This window comes from Ornithobacterium rhinotracheale DSM 15997, from assembly GCF_000265465.1.
Taxonomy (GTDB): Bacteria; Bacteroidota; Bacteroidia; order Flavobacteriales; family Weeksellaceae; genus Ornithobacterium; species Ornithobacterium rhinotracheale.
On sequence record NC_018016.1, the window covers coordinates 2,209,483 to 2,228,963 of the forward strand.

The 19,481-nt window shown below is 35.2% G+C and carries 15 protein-coding genes and 1 CRISPR repeat array; of the genes, 2 read left to right on the forward strand and 13 right to left on the reverse strand.

All coding sequences use genetic code 11. The features are described 5' to 3' along the window. Positions 1 to 53 precede the first annotated feature (53 nt). From ORNRH_RS10410 to ORNRH_RS10440, 7 genes are all read right to left on the reverse strand, one after another. Positions 54 to 548 (reverse strand): copper resistance protein NlpE, encoded by a 495-nt coding sequence (locus tag ORNRH_RS10410; RefSeq protein ID WP_243925504.1) that lies wholly within the window; start codon positions 546 to 548, stop codon positions 54 to 56. 267 nt (positions 549 to 815) lie between these two features. Further along, positions 816 to 2,063, reverse strand: coding sequence for an ABC transporter permease (locus ORNRH_RS10415; protein ID WP_014791807.1), 1,248 nt, complete (start codon positions 2,061 to 2,063; stop codon positions 816 to 818). A gap of 1 nt (position 2,064) precedes the next feature. Next, the gene (locus tag ORNRH_RS10420) at positions 2,065 to 3,291 is read right to left on the reverse strand and encodes an ABC transporter permease (RefSeq protein ID WP_014791808.1); all 1,227 of its coding nucleotides are present in this window, start codon (positions 3,289 to 3,291) and stop codon (positions 2,065 to 2,067) included. Next, complete coding sequence (locus ORNRH_RS10425) at positions 3,291 to 3,980, reverse strand: ABC transporter ATP-binding protein (protein ID WP_014791809.1); 690 nt, start codon at positions 3,978 to 3,980, stop codon at positions 3,291 to 3,293. The genes ORNRH_RS10420 and ORNRH_RS10425 overlap by 1 nt, the downstream gene beginning before the upstream one ends. Positions 3,981 to 4,011: 31 nt before the next feature. Continuing rightward, a complete protein-coding gene (locus ORNRH_RS10430) occupies positions 4,012 to 5,361 on the reverse strand; it encodes an NAD-dependent succinate-semialdehyde dehydrogenase (protein ID WP_014791810.1) in 1,350 nt (449 codons plus the stop codon). Between the two features lie 15 nt (positions 5,362 to 5,376). Continuing rightward, on the reverse strand, positions 5,377 to 5,823 hold the full coding sequence (locus ORNRH_RS10435; RefSeq protein WP_014791811.1) for a DUF302 domain-containing protein: 447 nt from the start codon (positions 5,821 to 5,823) through the stop codon (positions 5,377 to 5,379). A gap of 4 nt (positions 5,824 to 5,827) precedes the next feature. Continuing rightward, positions 5,828 to 7,855 (reverse strand): T9SS type B sorting domain-containing protein, encoded by a 2,028-nt coding sequence (locus ORNRH_RS10440; RefSeq protein ID WP_014791812.1) that lies wholly within the window; start codon positions 7,853 to 7,855, stop codon positions 5,828 to 5,830. A 116-nt stretch (positions 7,856 to 7,971) separates the two neighbouring features. Between ORNRH_RS10440 and ORNRH_RS10445 the strand changes: the two genes are divergently transcribed. Continuing rightward, on the forward strand, positions 7,972 to 8,763 hold the full coding sequence (locus ORNRH_RS10445) for a M15 family metallopeptidase (protein ID WP_014791813.1): 792 nt from the start codon (positions 7,972 to 7,974) through the stop codon (positions 8,761 to 8,763). 22 nt (positions 8,764 to 8,785) lie between these two features. Here ORNRH_RS10445 and ORNRH_RS10450 read toward each other — a convergent pair whose 3' ends face one another. After that, positions 8,786 to 9,562 (reverse strand): C40 family peptidase, encoded by a 777-nt coding sequence (locus tag ORNRH_RS10450; RefSeq protein WP_014791814.1) that lies wholly within the window; start codon positions 9,560 to 9,562, stop codon positions 8,786 to 8,788. Next, positions 9,559 to 10,212 (reverse strand): O-methyltransferase, encoded by a 654-nt coding sequence (locus tag ORNRH_RS10455; RefSeq protein ID WP_014791815.1) that lies wholly within the window; start codon positions 10,210 to 10,212, stop codon positions 9,559 to 9,561. The genes ORNRH_RS10450 and ORNRH_RS10455 overlap by 4 nt, the downstream gene beginning before the upstream one ends. Before the next feature lie 224 nt (positions 10,213 to 10,436). Here ORNRH_RS10455 and upp point away from each other — a divergent pair, with 224 nt between their 5' ends. Next, entirely contained in the window at positions 10,437 to 11,096 is a 660-nt protein-coding gene (upp, locus tag ORNRH_RS10460; protein WP_014791816.1) for a uracil phosphoribosyltransferase, read from the forward strand. Positions 11,097 to 11,118: 22 nt separating this feature from the next. On the opposite strand, the gene ORNRH_RS10465 is transcribed toward upp, so the two are convergent. From ORNRH_RS10465 to cas9, 4 genes are all read right to left on the reverse strand, one after another. Further along, a complete protein-coding gene (locus tag ORNRH_RS10465; protein WP_014791059.1) occupies positions 11,119 to 12,003 on the reverse strand; it encodes an IS982 family transposase in 885 nt (294 codons plus the stop codon). A gap of 132 nt (positions 12,004 to 12,135) precedes the next feature. Next, a CRISPR array of direct repeats spans positions 12,136 to 13,410; the repeat unit is 47 nt; unit sequence GTTGTGATTTGCTTTCAAGTTCTTATTTTTGTGTGAGTAATCACAAG. A gap of 108 nt (positions 13,411 to 13,518) precedes the next feature. Beyond that, positions 13,519 to 13,863 carry a CRISPR-associated endonuclease Cas2 gene (gene cas2, locus ORNRH_RS10470; RefSeq protein WP_014791817.1) on the reverse strand — a complete coding sequence of 115 codons (345 nt, stop codon included), beginning with the start codon at positions 13,861 to 13,863 and terminating at the stop codon, positions 13,519 to 13,521. A gap of 4 nt (positions 13,864 to 13,867) precedes the next feature. Then, the gene (cas1, locus tag ORNRH_RS10475; RefSeq protein WP_014791818.1) at positions 13,868 to 14,764 is read right to left on the reverse strand and encodes a type II CRISPR-associated endonuclease Cas1; all 897 of its coding nucleotides are present in this window, start codon (positions 14,762 to 14,764) and stop codon (positions 13,868 to 13,870) included. Further along, positions 14,764 to 19,371 (reverse strand): type II CRISPR RNA-guided endonuclease Cas9, encoded by a 4,608-nt coding sequence (cas9, locus tag ORNRH_RS10480; protein WP_014791819.1) that lies wholly within the window; start codon positions 19,369 to 19,371, stop codon positions 14,764 to 14,766. Before cas9 ends, cas1 begins: the two co-directional genes overlap by 1 nt. Positions 19,372 to 19,481 lie beyond the last annotated feature (110 nt).

Below are 19,481 nucleotides of genomic sequence, written 5' to 3' on the forward strand. Positions count from 1 at the left end.
ACGAGCATATTGCTCGTGCTTACAATTATTAGGATGCATTATAGAATGAGATTTTAATTCTCTTTGGTCAAAACATACATAGAGGCTAACTCTTCGGTGTTTTTTTGTCCATCAGCGTTGAGCTGTGTAAGGGTATTGTTTTCGAGTTTATATTTTACAGGTGCTTCTCCTTCTATGTTTATGCTTATTTCAGAGTTTGCTTCATCCCAAATGTATTTTCCATTTTCTACAAAAGGTTGGTTATTTTTGCCCATATATACACTTTGTAATGTGAAAGTATTATCATTATTTAGTGTAAGGGTAGTTTTTATCCCTTCACAATCTGCACAGGGTAAGGTCCCTGTATAAACGCCTTTCCAATTGGTTGCTGTTTCTTCTTTTTGTGTTTCTGTGGTTGTTGGTTTTTCTGTAACTTGTTTTTTTTGTGATTTGTTGTTACACGCAGAAAGTGCAAGTACTGCCACTGCTACTAATGATAATTTTTTAATTCGATTCATTTTTTTATTTTTAAAATTATTATACAAAGTACATGTCAAAATGCGTGCCATTTTTCGCTTTTTGCTATCGTGACGATGGCTATAAAAATAGTTTTTATAATATTTTTAAAATTATCAAGACTTCTTTATTTATAGAAAGTTTCCTCTCTATATCGTTTATTATCGTTATTATGTTGTTGTTCTGCAATGCTACAATTTTTTTATTCGCGTGAGGGATAGAGCCGATATCCTTTTTGCGAGGCTTTGTGCCGAGCAAAAGATAAAGGCGAGAGCCCGACCCGTAGGGGCACGCCCAAAAAAAATGAATTTGGTATATTTCTACTCCTCTCGCAAGGCGTCGATGGGCTTTATGGCGATGGCGCGTAGGGCGGGAATGAGCCCCGCTAAAAGAGACATAACTAAGACCAATACAAATGCTCCGAGCAATATTTTGATGTCGATAGAGCTATTTACAAACGGGATATCGTTGTCTTCGGAGTTGGCGACATAGGTGTTTATGCTCGCTAAAAATGCGGTGCCTGCGATGATGCCTATAAGCCCCGAGAAAAAGGTGATGACGCTACTTTCGATCAAAATCTGACTCACGATTTGGGAGGGCGGTGCGCCCAAGGCTCGGCGGATTCCGAATTCTTGTGTGCGCTCCTTGACGGTGATGAGCAAAATCGAGCTCACGGCCAAAACGCCCGCCAAAAGTGTGAAAAAGCCCACGACGACTGTTAGAAATTCCAAACCTTGCATAAATCTGAACATTTTACCAAACATTTCGCCCAGATTGAATGAGCCAAGTGCCTGTGTATCGTTGGGCGCGATGTGGTGGCGTGTTTTTAGAAAATCCTTGATTTGCGTTTCTGCTTTTTTGATGTCGGCGTAGTCGTCGATATTGATCACGATTAAGCCCACATTGTTTCCTTGGTTAAAGATTTGATTGAAGGTGGCAAATGGAATGGTAACGGTGCTCCCGCTATCTATCCCGCCTTTGGAGTCGCCAGAATATACGCCCACAACTTTGAAACTTACCCCGTTGATTTGAAGGGTGGTGCCCAGCGGATTGCTCCCTTTGTCATAAAGTTCGTCGATCAAGCGGTCGCTTATCACGGCAACTTTGGCATTATTTTCAATATCTTTTTGGGTGATGTATCTGCCCTTTAAAATCTTTTTGACAAAGATTTTGTTTTGCTCTGGGAAATCTCCAAAAATGCTATAATTCCCATTTTTGGCTTGGTGCACCACGCTTGCGTTGTTTCGCTGGCGAGGCGTGATGATTTTTATTTCTTTAAATTCCTTTTTTAGAGCATCGATGTCACTCAGCTGAAAACGGAATGTTCTTCCACGCCCAAATCCGTCGTAGGGAACGCTCGTTTGCTGTGTCCAGATAAAAAGGCTATTGGTGCTTGTGCCTTTCAACTCCTTGTCAAAACCATTGCTTAAGCCATTGACCACACCAAGCAAAAACACAAAAAGCAACATGCCCCAAGCTACGCCCACCATGGTGAGCAGCGTGCGTGTCTTGTTTTTTTCTAAAGCGTGGTAAATTTCGCTCCAAGTATCTCGTTCAAATATCAACATTTTAGTTACTGTTTAAGGCTTCAATAGGTTTAATTTTAGCGGCTTTTCTAGCGGGAATAAAACCTGCCAATAAGCCAGAAATAAGCAAAATTATGGCGGCTAGCACAATGCGTGAAGACTCTACTGTGGCGTTGTAAATCATATAATCTTGCAACGAATCTTTTACAGAGTAGGTGAGTAGCATACCCATAAAAATCCCGATAAATCCAAATAAAAAGGTGATTGCCAAGGCCTCTTGCAAAATAAGACTGATGATATTAAAAGGCGTAGCACCCAAGGCTTTTCTGATGCCGATTTCCTTGGTGCGTTCCTTTACGCTAAAGACCATCATATTGGCAATACTCACCATGCCCGAAATCAAACTACCAATCCCAATGACCAAAACGATAATGGTAAAAACATAAAAAAACATATTGGTGCTATCGAGTGCATCTTTTGGGTCGTATGCTCGGACTCCGCGTGTGTCGTCTGGCGAAACGCTGTGTTTAATTTTTAATTCTTTTTCCACCTCTTGTGCAATGTCGTGCAGCTCATCTAAACTTGAGTTTGGCAAAGGATACAAGGTGAAATTATCGATATTTTGCGTTCCGTAAATCACATGGTAGGTGTTGATGGGCAGGTAAATATAGCGTTCTTTGTCGTCGCCTTCTTCGCTTGAGTACACGCCTACCACTTTGTAAAGCGTGTTTCCAAGTTGAATATTTTCGCCCACGGCAGATTTGTTTTTAAATAAATCTTTTTCTACCAATCTGCCGATTACGACATTTTTCTCAATCGACTGATTGTCGAGCGGATCGAGAAAACGCCCAGAAATGATTTTTAAATCACTGGCTTTTTTCTCTTTGGATGTGGTCCCGATTAAGTTATAATTTCCAAATTCCGAGAAATTTCTGGCTGATACCATTTGAGAAATATGTGGTAAAACGATTTCTATTCGGTCTTTTAGCAATTCTTGTAAAAATTGATAATCCGATTTTTTAAGCTGAATGTAGCGATTGGGCTGCTTGCCTTTGTAGGGCAAGGTGGTGTAGTTTGTGTAAACTTCGATGGTCATCATATTGGGTGGTAAAAATTGCTCCTCAAAACCGTTCTGCAAACCTTTACTTAGTCCAAAAAGCGTGATAAATACAAATAATGCCAATGCAATGGTAGCACCCGATAAGAATGTCCTTAATTTATTGCTCCGAATCGAAGCCCAGATTTCTGCCCAGCGATCTATATCAAACATTACACACGTACTTGGTTAATCTTTTCGTCTTCTATAATCACACCGTCTTTCAATCGCACAATCCGCTTGCACATATGTGCAATGTCGTCTTCGTGCGTTACCATAAGTATCGTTTTGCCCTCATCATTAATCTGCTGAATCAGGCGCATCACTTCTTGCGAGGTTACACTATCTAGCGCACCCGTAGGCTCATCGGCAAGGAGCAATTTAGGGTTTGCAGCCAAAGCACGCGCAATGGCAACACGCTGTTTTTGTCCGCCCGAGAGCTCATTGGGCATGTGTTTAGCCCAAGGCACCAAGCCCACTTTGTCGAGATAGTGCATAGCGATTTCGTGGCGTTTTTTTCTACTCATATTTTGGTAATAGAGTGGGAGTGCCACATTTTCCACCACATTTTTAAAATTAATTAAATTATAAGATTGAAAGATAAAGCCCAAAAACTTGTTTCGGTAGTGTGCGGCTTTTTTCTCGCTTAGTTTTTCGATGCGCACTCCATCTAAGTCGTAGGTGCCTGTGTCGTGTTCATCAAGCATGCCAATGATATTGAGCAGCGTGGATTTTCCCGAGCCAGACGAACCCATGATGGCTACAAATTCGCCTTTATCTACATGTAAATCAATGCCTTTTAGTACATGTAGGCTATTTTTGCCCATTTGGTAGGACTTGTTTAAATCTTGTATATCAATCATTTAATTAAAAAATCGGATTTTACTATATTTTTTAGGCAATATAAACGGTTTTTTCGTTTACAAATGCTTTAATTCCATTTTCGGCAAGCTCTCTTCCGTAACCCGAAATGCCGGTTCCGCCAAAGGCTAAACGCGGATCGCTTTTTACCATTTCATTGATGAAAACAGCACCGTCTTTGATGTTTTTAATGAAATGTTTTATTCGTTTTTTATCTTCGGTAAAGATACTCGCACCTAACCCAAATTCTGAATTATTGACCAATTCTAACGCCTCGTCATCGGTTTTAAAAGTGGTGCAAGCCAAGAGTGGTCCAAAGGTTTCTTCATAAAAAACAGGCATTTCTGGCGTAACATGGGTGAGAATAGTCGGGGCAAAAAAGGCTTCGTGACGAGTGCCACCGATCAAGATTTTTGCGCCCATTTCCACCGAATCATTCATTTGTTTTTCAAGCTCTTCGGCTAAACTTTCTCTAGCCATAACGCTTAAATATGTTTTATCTTCAAGCGGATTGCCCACAACGAGTTCTTCTACTTTTTTCTGTAATTTAGCAACGAATTTTTCGGCAATTTTCTCGTGGACTAGAAGTCGTTTTCCTGCAATGCAACTTTGTCCCGTGTTTTGAAAACGCGCATTTACTACCGTTTTCACAGCTTCTTTGATATCGCAATCTTCAAAAACCACCAAGGCATTGGAGCCACCTAGCTCGAGCAAACTCGGCTTGATTTCTTCTCCAGCCACTTTTGCCACGGCAGCACCTGCGGCTTTGCTTCCTGTAAGGCTCACGCCTTTTACCATTGGGTGGCGAATGATGCCTTCTACCGCCTTGCTACTAATCGGCAGATTGATAAAGCAGTTTTCTGGCAAGCCTGCCAATTCAAATGCTTTTTCCACATTTTTGGCACTTTGCATCACATTGCTTGCATGTTTAAGCAAAACAGTGTTTCCTGCCATGAGCGTAGGCACAGCAAAACGGATAACTTGCCAAAATGGGAAATTCCAAGGCATTACGCCTAAAATTACTCCAAGCGGGTCGTAGCGCACATACGATTTTTGAGCTTCGGTTTTGGTATGTTTTGATTTTAAAAGTTTTTGTGCATTGCTTGCGTAGTAGCGGCAAACCCACGCACATTTATTGATTTCGGCTATGGATTGTGTGATGGGTTTTCCCATTTCTTCGCTGATGGTTCTTCCCCATTCGTAGGCATTTTCTTCTAAAACTTCGGCAAGTTTTTTAAAGATTTTTTTGCGTTTTTTGAGCGAAATGTTGTTCCAAGCAGGCTGAGCGACATTGGCTGATTCGATTTTTTCAATGATTTCAGCCTCAGAAAGTTCAGCGTGTTCGTAAATAGTTTCTTGTGTAAATGGATTGATAGATTTCATAGTTTGTTGAGATGTTTATTGTACTTTTTCAGCGATAGATTGCAAAGCATTTTGCATTTTGTCTAGCACTGGTTTATTTTCTTTGATGCCTAAACTTTCGTATTCCTTAGGCGATTTATATAAAACAAAAGTTTTTCCGTCTTTTTCATAAACCAGAAAGCGCAAAGGCAATTCATAGGCTATGGCTGGAGATTCTTGCATGAGAGCGGTGCCCACTTTGGGATTCCCGAAAATAATTACGGCAGTTGGGTTTATTTCTAAACCATTTTTTTGAGCTAATTCATCATGGCGAATTACTTGCATAATGCCCATATCTTTAGCTTTTATTTCATTTTTTAAAGTTTCAAGCGTTTGCTCAAACGGAAACTTTGATTCCACAGTGTTCATAGTTGGATTTTTAGAAGAGTTGTTGCACGCTGTAAGCATGAAAAAACTAAGTGCTAATATAATGATTTTTTTCATATTTTTATTTTTTATAATTGATGATAGAGATGTTTCCCTTATAGATCGCATCGTCGATTTGCAAAATGTACCAATAATCTCCTTGCGGAAGATTTTTACCTTCCCATTTTACAGCTTGTTTCAGAGGGTTTTCATAAATCACTTTGCCGTATCGGTTATAGATTTTTAAATTTTTATACTTTCCCTTATTGATTTTTGGCACATAAAAATAGTCGTTTTTGCCATCTTTTATTGTTGTGATAACATTGTTTAATTTAATAAACTCAAATTCTTTTGGTGCAGACATGCACCCATTTTTGAATTTAATATAAAACTGATAAACGCCAGGGGCTAAATCCTTGAACGAATTTTCTTCTTGCCATTTGCCATTATTTATGCGATAGAGCAATTCCTCTGTGTTGTTTGAAAGGATTTTAATTTGATAATTTTCGTAAATGATATTAGAAATTTCAGGTGCTTTCTTTTGTTTAATTGTAAAGAATTGTTCTGTAAAACAGCCCTTTTCATTGTAGATTTTTACACTATATTTTCCCGCTTTGCTCACTTCTAGCGTTTGTTTTTCTTTTTTATTGTCCCAAACATAGCGAGCAAAACCATCTTGTGCCGAAATTTGAATTGGAAATTCTTCTGGGCAATATTCAAAAGATTGTTCAACGGTTGAAATTTTAGGGGCATCATTGGCAAGAATCGTGAGAGTAGTAGTGGTGGAACAATGTTCGTTTTCCACTTTTACAAAAAATACATTTTTACCTAAATTTATAGGTGTCTGATTTGGGTTGTTAATTTTTTTATTTTGCTCTAAATTTTCTTTGGAACTAAAGAAAGAAAAAGAGACTTTTCTGTTGTTAATTTTTGATTCATATAGAGTTAAATCAATTTTGCCATCTTCTAGTGTATTGAGGCAAACTTGCTCTTCAAGCATTTTCACCGATGGGTTTTCGGGGACATTTAATTCAATAAAACTATTGTTCTCGCAACTACTTTTTTGGGCGTGTACATAGATTTTGGTATTTTTCTTTAAAACGAATTTTTCAGGATTTTGGATAGAGTTTCTTTGGTTATCTAAATCATCTTGCCTTGTGTAATAGGTATATTTTAGTCCCTCTTGATTGCTGAGCGAAAAGCTCGTTAAATCTACATTCACAGATTCTTTCCCATTTAAGCAATAGGTGGAGGTCGCGGGCGAAAGTTTTACGCCCTCCAAATCAATTAAAAAATTCACTAATTCAAAACAGCCCGTTGCGATATTCTCCACACGGCACCAATATTTGCCACTTCTAATTTTGGAATGCTTATTCAATGGATTATTTTTAATCGTGGCATCGGATTCGCTGGCATAATAAGAAAATTTCAGTCCTGTGGTGTCGGTAGTTACTTTTTGGTTTAAAGATTCAAAATCAAAAGTTTCTACGCCATCGTTTTCAGGATCACAAAGGCTGATGTTTTCTAAATTTAGATTTAGAGTAACTTCTTCCATTGGATTTTCTATCTCAGCATCGCCCGTCCACTCAAGTGTAAAAGCACTATTCCCGTGTGGGCGATCTATAACAATAAAGTAGCTTTCTCCCGTTTTTACTTGAATGTCTTTTACAAACGAATTGCCTCTATTAGCTGGTCCCTCGTAAGTATCTTTTTCACTTGGTTTTAATCCTGTAAAGTTGTTGTATAAGCCTGCTCCCATGGGATTGGTTGTGGAGCAACGGAGGATTCCGCCTAAATTATAACAAGTAGGATTGGGACCAAACACCCAAAAATCGTAATCTTCCTCTATATCCCTTGACGCAGGACGGAGAATAAATCCCAGATTTCCGCTTTTTTTGATAGTGACTTTTACCCAAAGTGAATTATGTTCGTGGGAGTTACAGAAATTTCGATCGTCAATTTCTTGACGAATACCCACACCTCCAACATCTAGCGAAATGTTTTTATTTCCACACACTTGGATGTAGTTTACGCAATCGTTTGGGTATTTGTTCTGAGCCCAAATCAAGGAGCCCGTAAACAGAAACATCAAGAAATATCTTAACTTCATATTATCTAAAAATTAAAAAACTCTATAAATGTATGAAAAATGTACGAAATATGGATTTTGTATTGTGAAAAAAGTAACTTTGCAGATGTATTAAGCTACCTAAGTGATGTCAAGAAATGAAAAATAATATACTACCACTATTGCTCGTTTTTGGATTGAGTGCTCAAGTGGGATGCCAACAAAAAAACGATACAAACAATGCTGCAAAAAACATCGAAATTCAGAATTTTGTAGAAGTTCAAAAAGCAAAAGATACGCTTACTTTTGTCAAACCACAAACCAATTATAAAGATTATTTGGTCGGGAGAACTAATTTTGCTAAAGATTCTGCTTTTGTTCTGGTACCGTCTAAATATTGTAATAAGCAAACTTATTTAAGAAAAGAAACCTACGAAGCTTTTTTGAAAATGCACCAAGCAGCACAAAAAGCGGGATTTAATTTGCTCATAGTTTCGGGGGCGAGAAATTTTCAGCACCAGAAAAATATTTGGGAAAGAAAATGGAAAGCCAATGCTAATTTAACACCGAAAGAACGCGCCAAAAAGATTTTGCTTTTTAGCTCAATGCCTATGAGTTCGCGACACCATTGGGGGACAGATGTGGATTTAAATTCGCTGAATAATTCTTATTTTGAAAGCGGAAAAGGAAAGCAACTCTACCAATGGATGCAAGAAAATGCAGGAAAATACGGGTTTTGCCAAGTTTTTACCGATAAGAAAGGCGGCAGAACGGGCTACGAAATGGAAAAATGGCACTGGAGCTATATGCCGCTTGCCAAACAGCTTTTAAAAGATTATAACAAACAAATCACGACCAAAGATTTTAAAGGGTTCTTAGGAAGCGAAACCGCAGATTCGGTGCGAATCATCAAAGATTATGTAAATGGAATCAACACTTGCGAAGATTAAAATTTTGCCCGGGTAATTTAAATTATTCGGGCAAAATTCTTTTTACAAATCGCAATTTGTGCGAGTATTTTTGCGTATCGGTATTAAATATACCTGTGGAGTCAATTGGGTCGATACGCACTTTGCCATGCGCGTGTAAAATTCGCTGATTATCGATGATAATCCCTACATGGATAATGTTTCCTTCATCATTGTCAAAAAAGGCTAAATCTCCAGGCAGAGCTTCTTCTACAAAGCCCAACATTTCGCCTTTTTCGGCTTGGTCTTTGGCGTCTCTAGGTAAATGAATTTTGGTAAATTTATACACCTGTTGCACAAGCCCAGAGCAATCAACGCCAAAGTTGGATTTTCCGCCCCATAAATAGGGGACATTGATGTAGTTTTTAGCCAAAATCACCAATTCGTCTCGGCTTATCAAGCCTTCCACTTGTTTGGTTTCGCAATACAATTCGTAGGTGTCTTCGCCCAATTGAAAAGTATTGTTGCTAATATTTCTGATTTCGGCACCCAATGGGAGCGTGGTAGGCTCATTGTTTGCCACAACAAGATTAAAAGGCTCGGTGGTGTAGTAGCAAGGAGTTTCGGTATCGAAGAATGCGGCTTCTTCAATTGGCTGAAGATGTTTCTCATCTACCCAGCCTTCGTAAGCATCAAAATCGGCTTTAATTCTAATCCAATTTTTCTTTGTTTTTAAAATTTCAACCTTTTCGCCAAAAAGCAATTGCGTTACCATTTCGGCACGGTCGCTCGCTTCGGCACGCACAGGCGAAATACTTACTTTGCAAATCCCGAAATTCATATTTTTCTAATCAAGGTTAAACCATCTCTTATCGGCAACATCACAGCTTCCAATCTTTCATCATTTTTTACAAATATATTAAAATCATGCAAAGATTGCGTCATTTTATCTTTAGAATCTATCTCGTGTAGCACTTTATTTTTCCAAAGCACATTATCGGCAAGGATAATGCCGCCTTGTCGCATTTGTGGTAAGAGCTTTTCTATATATTCGCGGTATTTTTTTTTGTTGGCATCTAGAAATACCAAATCCCAAGGCTCATCCACTTTTTGGTCAAGAAAATCCATAGCGTCTACCAAATGGGCTTCGATTTGATGACTAAAAGCCGATTGGGCAAAAAACGGACGATAGAATGCTGCCGCACGCTCATCTCGGTCTAGGGTTACGATTTTCCCGTCGGGAGCTAAGCCTTCTGCCAAGCAAAGTGTGGCGTAGCCCGTGTAGGTGCCAATTTCCAAAATTCTTTTTGGCTGAATCATTTTAGCCAAAAAACTAAGCAATCGCCCTTGCAACACACCAGAAATCATGTGTGGCTGGTGCATTTCTTGTTCCGTTTTTTCGCGAATTTCCTTTAGCATTTGGGGCTCATCAGACGAAAAAGCGGTAATATATTGGCACAAATCTTCGGGTAGAATATCGTTTTTAAACATAAATGCAAAGGTATGAAAATGTTAAAACTACGAAAACTTTTCGGTTTGAAAAATGCGATTTTCAATGTTTTTTATCAATGATTAAATTTTGGTTGAATTAATATTTTTAAACTAAGGAGAATCAAAATTTTCTAACTAAATTGAAACCCAAAAAAATACATAAAATTCCATTTTTTTACCCAAAAAACTTGAAATTTTGTATTTTTGCTCAAATATACTTGCTTATGACTTCGTTAAAATACACCGACTTATCTGAAAATCAATCTATTTTAAATTCTTGGGTAAATGAGCTCAGAAATGTGGAAGTTCAAAACGATCGCATGCGTTTCCGCAGAAATTTAGAGCGCATCGGTGAAGTAGGTGCATTAGAAATCAGCAAAACTTTTAAGTACAAAGCTTGCGAAATCAAAACGCCACTTGGCGTGAAACCTTCGGTGGAGCTTGAAACTCAGCCCGTGGTAATGACCATTTTGCGTGCAGGTTTGCCTCTGTATCAAGGTGTTTTGAATTATTTTGACCATGCCGATAGTGGTTTTGTGGCGGCTTATCGCAAACACAACGCCGAGGGGTTTGAAATTAAACAAGATTATGTAACTTGCCCAGATATCACAAATCGCCCTTTGATTGTGGTAGATCCTATGTTGGCAACGGGAGCGTCTTTGTGCGAAGCGATTCATGCCGTGCTGGAATTGGCTCAGCCTTCTGAATTGCATATTTTATGTGCCATTGCGGCGACACAAGGGATTCAGAAAATCAACGAAGAATTGCCCCAAGCGCATTTGTGGTGTGCCACTGTGGATGATAAATTAGACGAAAAAGGCTATATCGTTCCTGGATTGGGCGATGCGGGAGATTTGTGTTTTGGTCCTAAATTGCAATCTTAATTTTTTAATAACCCGTAGTGCATTATCGAATGAGGTTAATTTTTAAATTGTTAATGTTACTATGAAAGACAAATTTATTGAGATATTGAATAGTAGTCAAGGAGGTAATTTTTGCCAATATTCTTGTTTTGAATCCTTCAAAAGATTTGGCATAATTACGCCGTATCATAAATTGGTCACACAACTGCGAGAATAAAGTTTCTATACGTTTTCTACACTTTCTGAATGGATAGAACTGAGGTTTGTAATCTTTTTGATTTTTTCTTTTAGGGGTTTCTAACTGGATTTTTACCTCATTGAACAAGTCAAGCTGAACCGTTTGAGAAAGATAGCCCCTGTCTCCAAGTAACACGCAATCAGAAATTTGAAGTTTTATGTCTTTCAAATAATGAATGTCGTGAACGGAGGCGGGAGATAAGTCAAAACTTTGGAACACACCAGCAATAGAACAGATCGCATGTAGCTTGTAACCATAAAAGTGTAGATTTTGAGAAGCACAAAAACCTTTATTTGGCATTGAAAAGCTATTTTCTTTACAGATTTTGCTTCTGGAAGAGCGGGATAATTTACACACTTCTAAAGGCATGCTGTCCACCAAGAAATAGTTTTCAAAATCATTGAACTTTTTCACCATTTTGCACCTAATTTCTTCAAGAAAAGGGAAGAGTTTTCGTTTTCTTCTGTTGTAAACACTCCTTTCAATTTTAGATTCAATAGCCCAACCTTTTATCTCTCTAAAAAGCTGGTACTCAGAATCGATAGATTTAAATTCTGCTAAAATAATTAAGCTTATCAGCTCTATATCAGATAATTTTGGTTTCACTGGTTTAAAATAGAAATTTTCAGTTCCTGAAAATTCTATTAGTTTATTCAAAATAAAATTGTAACTTGCCTCTAGATTGCTCATAATTGTATTTGATTGGTAACCAATGCAATTTACTTTTCTTTAGGCTCATGGGCAACCTTTTTTATAATGCACTACGGGTTTTTTTGTGTGAGTAATCACAAGTCGATGCAAGGCAAGGAGATGGGGTAGGGTGTTGTAATTAGGTCTCAAATTATTATTTTTGTGTGAGTAATCACAAGATGAACCGCTTAACGGCTAAACAATATCTAGTTGTGATTTGCTTTCAAGTTCTTATTTTTGTGTGAGTAATCACAAGCGAAGGGATCACAGGATTAAACTTAGGTTAGTTGTGATTTGCTTTCAAGTTCTTATTTTTGTGTGAGTAATCACAAGTTTATGTAAATTAAAATAGATTAAAAATGGGTTGTGATTTGCTTTCAAGTTCTTATTTTTGTGTGAGTAATCACAAGTTATAGAATTTGAAGCTGACGAGGAATTTCGTTGTGATTTGCTTTCAAGTTCTTATTTTTGTGTGAGTAATCACAAGAAATTTCAGAAGCTAAGTTAACGCACATAGTTGTGATTTGCTTTCAAGTTCTTATTTTTGTGTGAGTAATCACAAGCAATTTCTTAATTGGTGATAACCAACACCGTTGTGATTTGCTTTCAAGTTCTTATTTTTGTGTGAGTAATCACAAGAAATGGTCAGAATGTGACGGATGTTTATGTGTTGTGATTTGCTTTCAAGTTCTTATTTTTGTGTGAGTAATCACAAGTGGCATTCCCTGCGAGTGGACTTACAACAGTTGTGATTTGCTTTCAAGTTCTTATTTTTGTGTGAGTAATCACAAGAACACGCAAAAGATTTAGCCACAGCGCAGGGTTGTGATTTGCTTTCAAGTTCTTATTTTTGTGTGAGTAATCACAAGAAACAGATGAAGTGTTTAAATCTGGTCCTAGTTGTGATTTGCTTTCAAGTTCTTATTTTTGTGTGAGTAATCACAAGAAACTTGAAAAGATTCGTTTAGACTATTTAGTTGTGATTTGCTTTCAAGTTCTTATTTTTGTGTGAGTAATCACAAGAATCTAAAAGAGCAAAGTGATGGAAGACTGGTTGTGATTTGCTTTCAAGTTCTTATTTTTGTGTGAGTAATCACAAGTATAGGGGGATATTACTGCAAGAGAGAGTTGTTGTGATTTGCTTTCAAGTTCTTATTTTTGTGTGAGTAATCACAAGATCTTCTCGATTAATTAATAACCTCATACGTTGTGATTTGCTTTCAAGTTCTTATTTTTGTGTGAGTAATCACAAGGAGAAAGCACAAGCTAAATTAAAAGAACAAGTTGTGATTTGCTTTCAAGTTCTTATTTTTGTGTGAGTAATCACAAGACGATATTTAATTATATCGTGGTAGCAAGGGTTGTGATTTGCTTTCAAGTTCTTATTTTTGTGTGAGTAATCACAAGATACTTCTTGTTTTTGCTTGTAAATCAAAAAGTTGAAAAGGTTGCTAGGATTATAGAAATCTGCAACCTTTTTTTATTTGAAGTAAATTTTTGATAATTTTTTTAATTCTAGAAAAGTTCCAATTGCTGGTACATGGGTGGTTTTTCCACCTCTTTGGTACTATGGAATATTTCTGTCATACCGAACTGTTTGTCGGTGATTCTAAAAATGGCTACACGCCCATGTTTGGGTAAAATGTCTTTTACTCGCTTTATGTGCACTTCTGTGTTTTCTCGGCTTGAACAGAATCGCATATAAATTGAAAATTGAAACATAGAGAATCCATCTTCTAGCAATTGTTTTCTAAATTTGCTAGCTCTTTTACGGTCGAGCTTGGTTTCCGTAGGCAGGTCAAATGATACAAGAATCCACATAGAGCGATATTGGTTTAAGCGAGTGAAAAGTTCTTCCATAGGTTTAGCAAAATTCAGGATAAGCGATTTTTCTTCTAGAGCCTTCTATACATTCATAGAAACTACTTGTTGTGTGGCTCATGGCAACCATGAGAGGGCTTTTTTTGCCATCTATAACAACATCTAGGCTAGGAATTTTTAGTAATTCCGCTTTGTGAGTTGTTGTCAGTTCTTCGGTTAACTCAAAGTTAGCAAGCATTTGGTTGATTAATTGATCGACAAAAGGGCGATAAGGTTCCATAAGATCATCTGCAAGGCAAAATGCGTTGTATTTATTTTTATGAAAAATGCCCAAAGCGGGGAGAAGCCCGCTTGCCGTAATGGCTCGTGCTGTGACGGCTCTTAATATGGCGTATCCATAATTTAGCCAATGATTGGGCGGAATGCCTTTTTGGTTGCGAGAAAAATCCTCAATCGGGAAAATGTTTTGAAAATAATAGGCCGCTGCATAAGCTTCGTGATTTTCTCCATCACCACTTTTCACTTCTTGGATCCATCTTCGTAATTTTCGAGCATCAATATTATTTTTCTCTAAATGCATTGCTTGGTTGGTGATTTTGGCTTGCACCGTCTGTTGCCATAAATTTTTCTTAAGCGGTAGGCTCATGTCAAGCTGATTTTTCAGTCGCTCAGAAAAAAGCGTATGCCCGCTAAGCGGTTGAAATACGCTAGCGGGCATATGCTGGGCATCACATTGAACGACGAGGACTTTGTTTAAACTAAGTTTGCTCAATAATCCACATGTAATGGTGATTTGAGGATGCTCAAGAACAATGACGCCGAGATCTTCAATAGGCAAAGTGCGTTCAGGTTTTTCTTTTTCTGGAAACCGAACGACGAGCTGCTCATTCCGTGTGGAAAGATAAGCTGGATTACCGAAAAAAAGTGTTCTTTTGAGCATTATTTAATAACTTTAATAATTTTTCCTAAACGATTTACTTCTATTTTCCAACAAATAGTTTTGATTAAAACTGGCTCGTTTTTTTCATTTTTTATAGATGTCTTTTCGTTAAATTCTATAATTCTTTGGGATTTATTATTTGTTCCATTTTCGTTTTCAATAATTGGTTTTGCAGTTCTTGAAGGAACAAAATAAGCTTCACTACCAGTACAGCTTACAAATTTGTATATTCGATCAATCTGATCCTTACTCAGATTTTCAAAATCAACTAAATTCGGATTTTTTCTTTCTTCATTATTTGGAACAAAAACAAGTTCGTTTGGAGATAATGAAAATAAAAGTTGATTTCCCTTTTCATCTGTATCTGGACATGGATTTAATCCTTCTTTTTCTCTTTGTATAGCTAGAATTAAAGGTATTGTTTTAAAATCTCTTTTGTTGTTGTCAGAATAAATTCCTAAAAAAAGATTTGTTCCTGTTGCGGTCTCTGCAAATTTTTTGTTTTTTTGTTGAGTGTAGCCAACCTTAATTTTATTTCCCAATGTTTCAAATAATTTTACTCTTTTGATTGGTTGGTGTTCTTTGTTATTATTTAAGTGTTTAATGTTTTTGTTTAAATCTTTTAAGCCTTCAGGTGAAAAAGCAAGTTTTTCTGGTTTGATTGGGTTGCCATCTGAATCAAATTTATTATTGTATTTGGTGCTATTTAAATGTTTTAATAAAATATTCCTGATAGTTGGATCTAAAACTTTTCCTATTTTTTTAGGTGTAAAGCTTTCGTCGATCAATTGTCTAGATGATGATAAAATAGTTTTGTCTCTATTATCTTTAAAATCGTAAACTTCAACTTTTTGAATGTTATTGTCCTCAAAAATAAAATTACACTCTTTGAAAAAATTTATAATTTGGTTATTGTCGAATTTATTTACTTCTTTAAGTTCTTTAATTTTATGTTTTAAATTTTCGTCAATAATATTTTTGTAATTTTCTAAAGCAGATTTTAAAGGCAATTTTTTGCATACAATGCCATAGATTGTATCGATATGTAATGGCTTTCTAATAGCCCATGCATCTCCCTTTGTTTGCTTTTTTTGAATCTTTTTGTAAGTACCATCTTTTTGTTTTTCCCATTTTTTGTACCAATTAATTGTTTTATTTATAATTCGTTTATTTACTTTAAAGTTTACAATTGTCGTTTCAAGCTTTTTAAGTGCATCTTGGGTAAATGATTCCCATGGTTTTATAAAATCTTTAAAAACCTGTTTTTTACTTCCCTCAGTTGTAATAGTTTCTCTTCTTTTTAATTTAGCGCGTAAATCATGTCGTTGATTTCTACTTTTTGCATATTGATTATTTAAAAAGTTTATATGATTTCTCGTGGTACATGCTACAATAAGTGCATCCAAGGCATGATGTCTATGATCAATTCTTTTGGTGTTTAGAGTTGATAAATTGTCGTTTAAGTAATTTATTTGAAATACATTTTTTCCTTTTTTGTTTTCCCAATTACCATAAATTTTATTTTTATTAATATTGTTTAACCTTTCAAATCTTGGAGTTATCAATTTGTTCCAGATATTGTTTAGCCCCCAATCGTTTCTAAGTATAGATGTTATTTGGCCATTTGTACTTACTATTCTTTTAGCGGTACTTTCAAGCTCTCCTTTTTCTCTAACAATGTTAGATAACAATGATAATACAAGTTTTGATATATATTTAGTGTCATTAAGTTGTCTTTTAGTGAATGTGTCTGGAATTTCTTCCAAAAGTAAGTTTCTCAATTTTATAGAATTCTTTTTGAAAGATGTCCTCACGAGTTGTTTATATTCCTCTTGATTGAGGATCGTAACCGTTTCTCCATCAGATAGTTTAACGGCTTTTCCTCCCTTAGCTTTTATGAAATTCATAGCTAGTGAGTTGTCTTTTAGTTTGTTTACTTCAGCTTCACATATTACTTTATTATTAAAACTATCATCAAAGAATTTAGTTTGAGGTATTATGTGTTCTTTTTGGTACTTTGCAGTGAAAAGTTTAGTTAAGGGAATAATTTTACCCGTGTAAGGTGATATATAGCCTTGTTCTAGCCAGAGTTTGTATTTTGTAATATCAGACTTAGATATTTTATTGTTGTTTCTAATTTTATTTATTTCCTTAATTTTTTCAGAGTTTTCCTCTTTTGAGTAAATACCTTCGTCATAGATTTTTAAAATTTCTTGTTGAGATGGAGAATAAGGAGTTACATTCTCATACTTAGTATCGCTGGCCATCTCTATAAGTAGTGATTTAATTAAATTGTTTAATTTTTGATTCTTTGTATTGTTGTTAGTTATTTGAGCTCTTTTTTTTGAACTAGATTTTATTTCCCTACTAAGTTCAATATGTATTTCAGAGAAGAAATTTTTACAACTTTTTCCGTGTATGACCCATATATCTTTAATTAACTTCAATGTTTCGTTGATTATTTTTTCTACGATTGGATTTCCAATAGAGTGCTGTTTTAAAAATTCTATTTTATCGGGAGAGTCCCAATATTTAATTTCCGAAACCTCAGAAAATCTATTATAAGCAACATATGAAGCTAGCCATAATGGTAAATCTTGGAAATCATTTTTATCTTGTAATAAGATTGTTTTTTCTCGTACTCTGTCAGAGATGCTATCGTCCACTTCTCCGTTAAGTATGTTCATAATCTTATTTTGAATATTATTGTCAATTTTGTTAAAAGACCAATATTTCCCAAATCGAACTAAACTAAGTAATTTTTTCAATGCCTTTTCAGAATACGCACCATATTCCTTTTTGAAAGGAGGAAATGAGATAAAGATATCTGAGAATTTTTTAGGTAATTTATTTTTTTCTGAGAATTTTTGAAGACCATTTTTTAATTCTCTTTCATCTTTTGCAGAATAGAGCAAAAGCCATAGACTTTCAATTTGTTCATTCGTTAATGTGAGTTTTTTGTCAACTTTTTTTAGATATTTTAAAATTTTAAAACGAGTCTCATTTAATAAGAAATTTCTATCGTTGTCTTTTGAATAATTCCATCTGTATTTTTCAAGAAGTTCAGTTCTAATTGCTTTTTCTGTAGGCCTTTTGATACCTTTTGCTATTAGATCATTTTTAACATTGTCATGCAAGTCAAAACATTTGTAGGATAATAATTGAAGTTGATCTATTTTCTCTTTATCGTTTAACCATTCAAAAAAATGTTCTTTTGTTTCAAAATCAGGTAATAACTTACTTGTGATATCTTTCTCAAGCCCATCAATAATTTCATAAACTTTTAAATTCTTGATAAATTGTAATGTTCTGAATTCTTGATATAGAGGTTTGCTCTTTGCAATGCAATTTATTTTTTGAATTTGTTTTTCTCCGTTCAAATAATATTCTCGACTTTCAAAGCTACATTTGTTTATTGTGGAGTTTTTCTTTTTAAGATCTCTTTGATAGTAAATTACATCATCAATGAGTAAATAACATAAATCTTTATTTTTAAGTTCTTTTTGTCTTGTACTATTTTTTGGATATAATTCAATGATGGATTTTTGGAATAAATCTTCATTTAGTAGCTCAGGGTGGAATTCCTTTTGTTTCTCTAAAATTTGTTTTAGTTCATTTTTGTAAAACTTTCTATCTATAATGTTTATAAGTTCTCCATTTAATTTTTGGTTAGGATCCTTTAATAAATGTTCATAAAGATATGTTCCAACTGTCTTTCCGTAATTTTCAATTCTATCTTCCGTACTTTTTTTAATAGCAATCCAATCTTTTTCTGAATCAACTAATTTTAAAGTTCTATCATCTTCACCATTTTTCTTCTTAATTATATTTCCTTTATTATCAAATTTTTCTGTTGAAATAAATTCTTTTGTGCTGCCAACCCAATCTAATAAAGATATTTTGCTTTTATTTTTATAAATCCATCCATTTTCTAGAGTAATAGTATAATTTTGAGCATCTTCTTTTTTTACATTAGTGACCTTTAGAGCATAGTATTTCTCAATTTTATTTTCCTTGTTTTCATCAGCATTATCATCTCTAAATTGATAATAACCTCTTTTTTTATTGAAATTTAAAATAACCCAAGCAAGTTCTTCTTTTGAGATTTTTTGAGATAAGGCTTTCTTTCGTAAGTAGTAAATCGTCCAATCATATGGTACATTTTTAATATTGTGTTTTGAAAATTCTTTTAACATTTCTCTGTAACTATCCATGAAAATAAATTCATGTTTTCCGTGGTCATTTTCTACATATGAAATTTTTGGTTGAGAATTACCAAAAAATTGTCCTAAATGTTTTTTGAAATCAATTTTTTTAGAATAATGTTCAGGCAAAAAACCTAAAATATTTAATACCCTATGCAATCTTTCTCTTCTTAGCTTTTTTCTTTCATATAACTTTCTTACACCTTTTTGTTTTGTTCTTTCAGCTGTTTTAGAGATAGATTCGCCTTTTGAAAATTTGTCTAAAGTTCTTTGATCTGTAGGTATCACAACAACACCGAGATCTATAATTTCTAAAGGTAATCTAGTTTTGTCATTTAGAACTTTGATTAAAGCCCATCCAATACTGTTGGTTCCAAGGTCTAATCCTAGAATAGTGTTCATGATATTTATAATCTATAATGGTTGAGGTGATAAATTTATGAAAATAATTTTAATTTTATCAAAAAAAATATTTTTGTGGTTTTAAAAAAAGTTTTTACCTTTGCACCAAG

Excerpts from the sequence above, each read along its gene's own strand:
- ORNRH_RS10410 (WP_243925504.1), bottom strand. The coding sequence starts at position 548 with ATGGCACGCATTTTGACATGTACTTTGTATAATAATTTTAAAAATAAA.
- ORNRH_RS10415 (WP_014791807.1), bottom strand. The coding sequence starts at position 2,063 with ATGTTGATATTTGAACGAGATACTTGGAGCGAAATTTACCACGCTTTA.
- ORNRH_RS10420 (WP_014791808.1), bottom strand. The coding sequence starts at position 3,291 with ATGTTTGATATAGATCGCTGGGCAGAAATCTGGGCTTCGATTCGGAGC.
- ORNRH_RS10425 (WP_014791809.1), bottom strand. The coding sequence starts at position 3,980 with ATGATTGATATACAAGATTTAAACAAGTCCTACCAAATGGGCAAAAAT.
- ORNRH_RS10430 (WP_014791810.1), bottom strand. The coding sequence starts at position 5,361 with ATGAAATCTATCAATCCATTTACACAAGAAACTATTTACGAACACGCT.
- ORNRH_RS10435 (WP_014791811.1), bottom strand. The coding sequence starts at position 5,823 with ATGAAAAAAATCATTATATTAGCACTTAGTTTTTTCATGCTTACAGCG.
- ORNRH_RS10440 (WP_014791812.1), bottom strand. The coding sequence starts at position 7,855 with ATGAAGTTAAGATATTTCTTGATGTTTCTGTTTACGGGCTCCTTGATT.
- ORNRH_RS10445 (WP_014791813.1), top strand. The coding sequence starts at position 7,972 with ATGAAAAATAATATACTACCACTATTGCTCGTTTTTGGATTGAGTGCT.
- ORNRH_RS10450 (WP_014791814.1), bottom strand. The coding sequence starts at position 9,562 with ATGAATTTCGGGATTTGCAAAGTAAGTATTTCGCCTGTGCGTGCCGAA.
- ORNRH_RS10455 (WP_014791815.1), bottom strand. The coding sequence starts at position 10,212 with ATGTTTAAAAACGATATTCTACCCGAAGATTTGTGCCAATATATTACC.
- upp (WP_014791816.1), top strand. The coding sequence starts at position 10,437 with ATGACTTCGTTAAAATACACCGACTTATCTGAAAATCAATCTATTTTA.
- ORNRH_RS10465 (WP_014791059.1), bottom strand. The coding sequence starts at position 12,003 with ATGAGCAATCTAGAGGCAAGTTACAATTTTATTTTGAATAAACTAATA.
- cas2 (WP_014791817.1), bottom strand. The coding sequence starts at position 13,863 with ATGGAAGAACTTTTCACTCGCTTAAACCAATATCGCTCTATGTGGATT.
- cas1 (WP_014791818.1), bottom strand. The coding sequence starts at position 14,764 with ATGCTCAAAAGAACACTTTTTTTCGGTAATCCAGCTTATCTTTCCACA.
- cas9 (WP_014791819.1), bottom strand. The coding sequence starts at position 19,371 with ATGAACACTATTCTAGGATTAGACCTTGGAACCAACAGTATTGGATGG.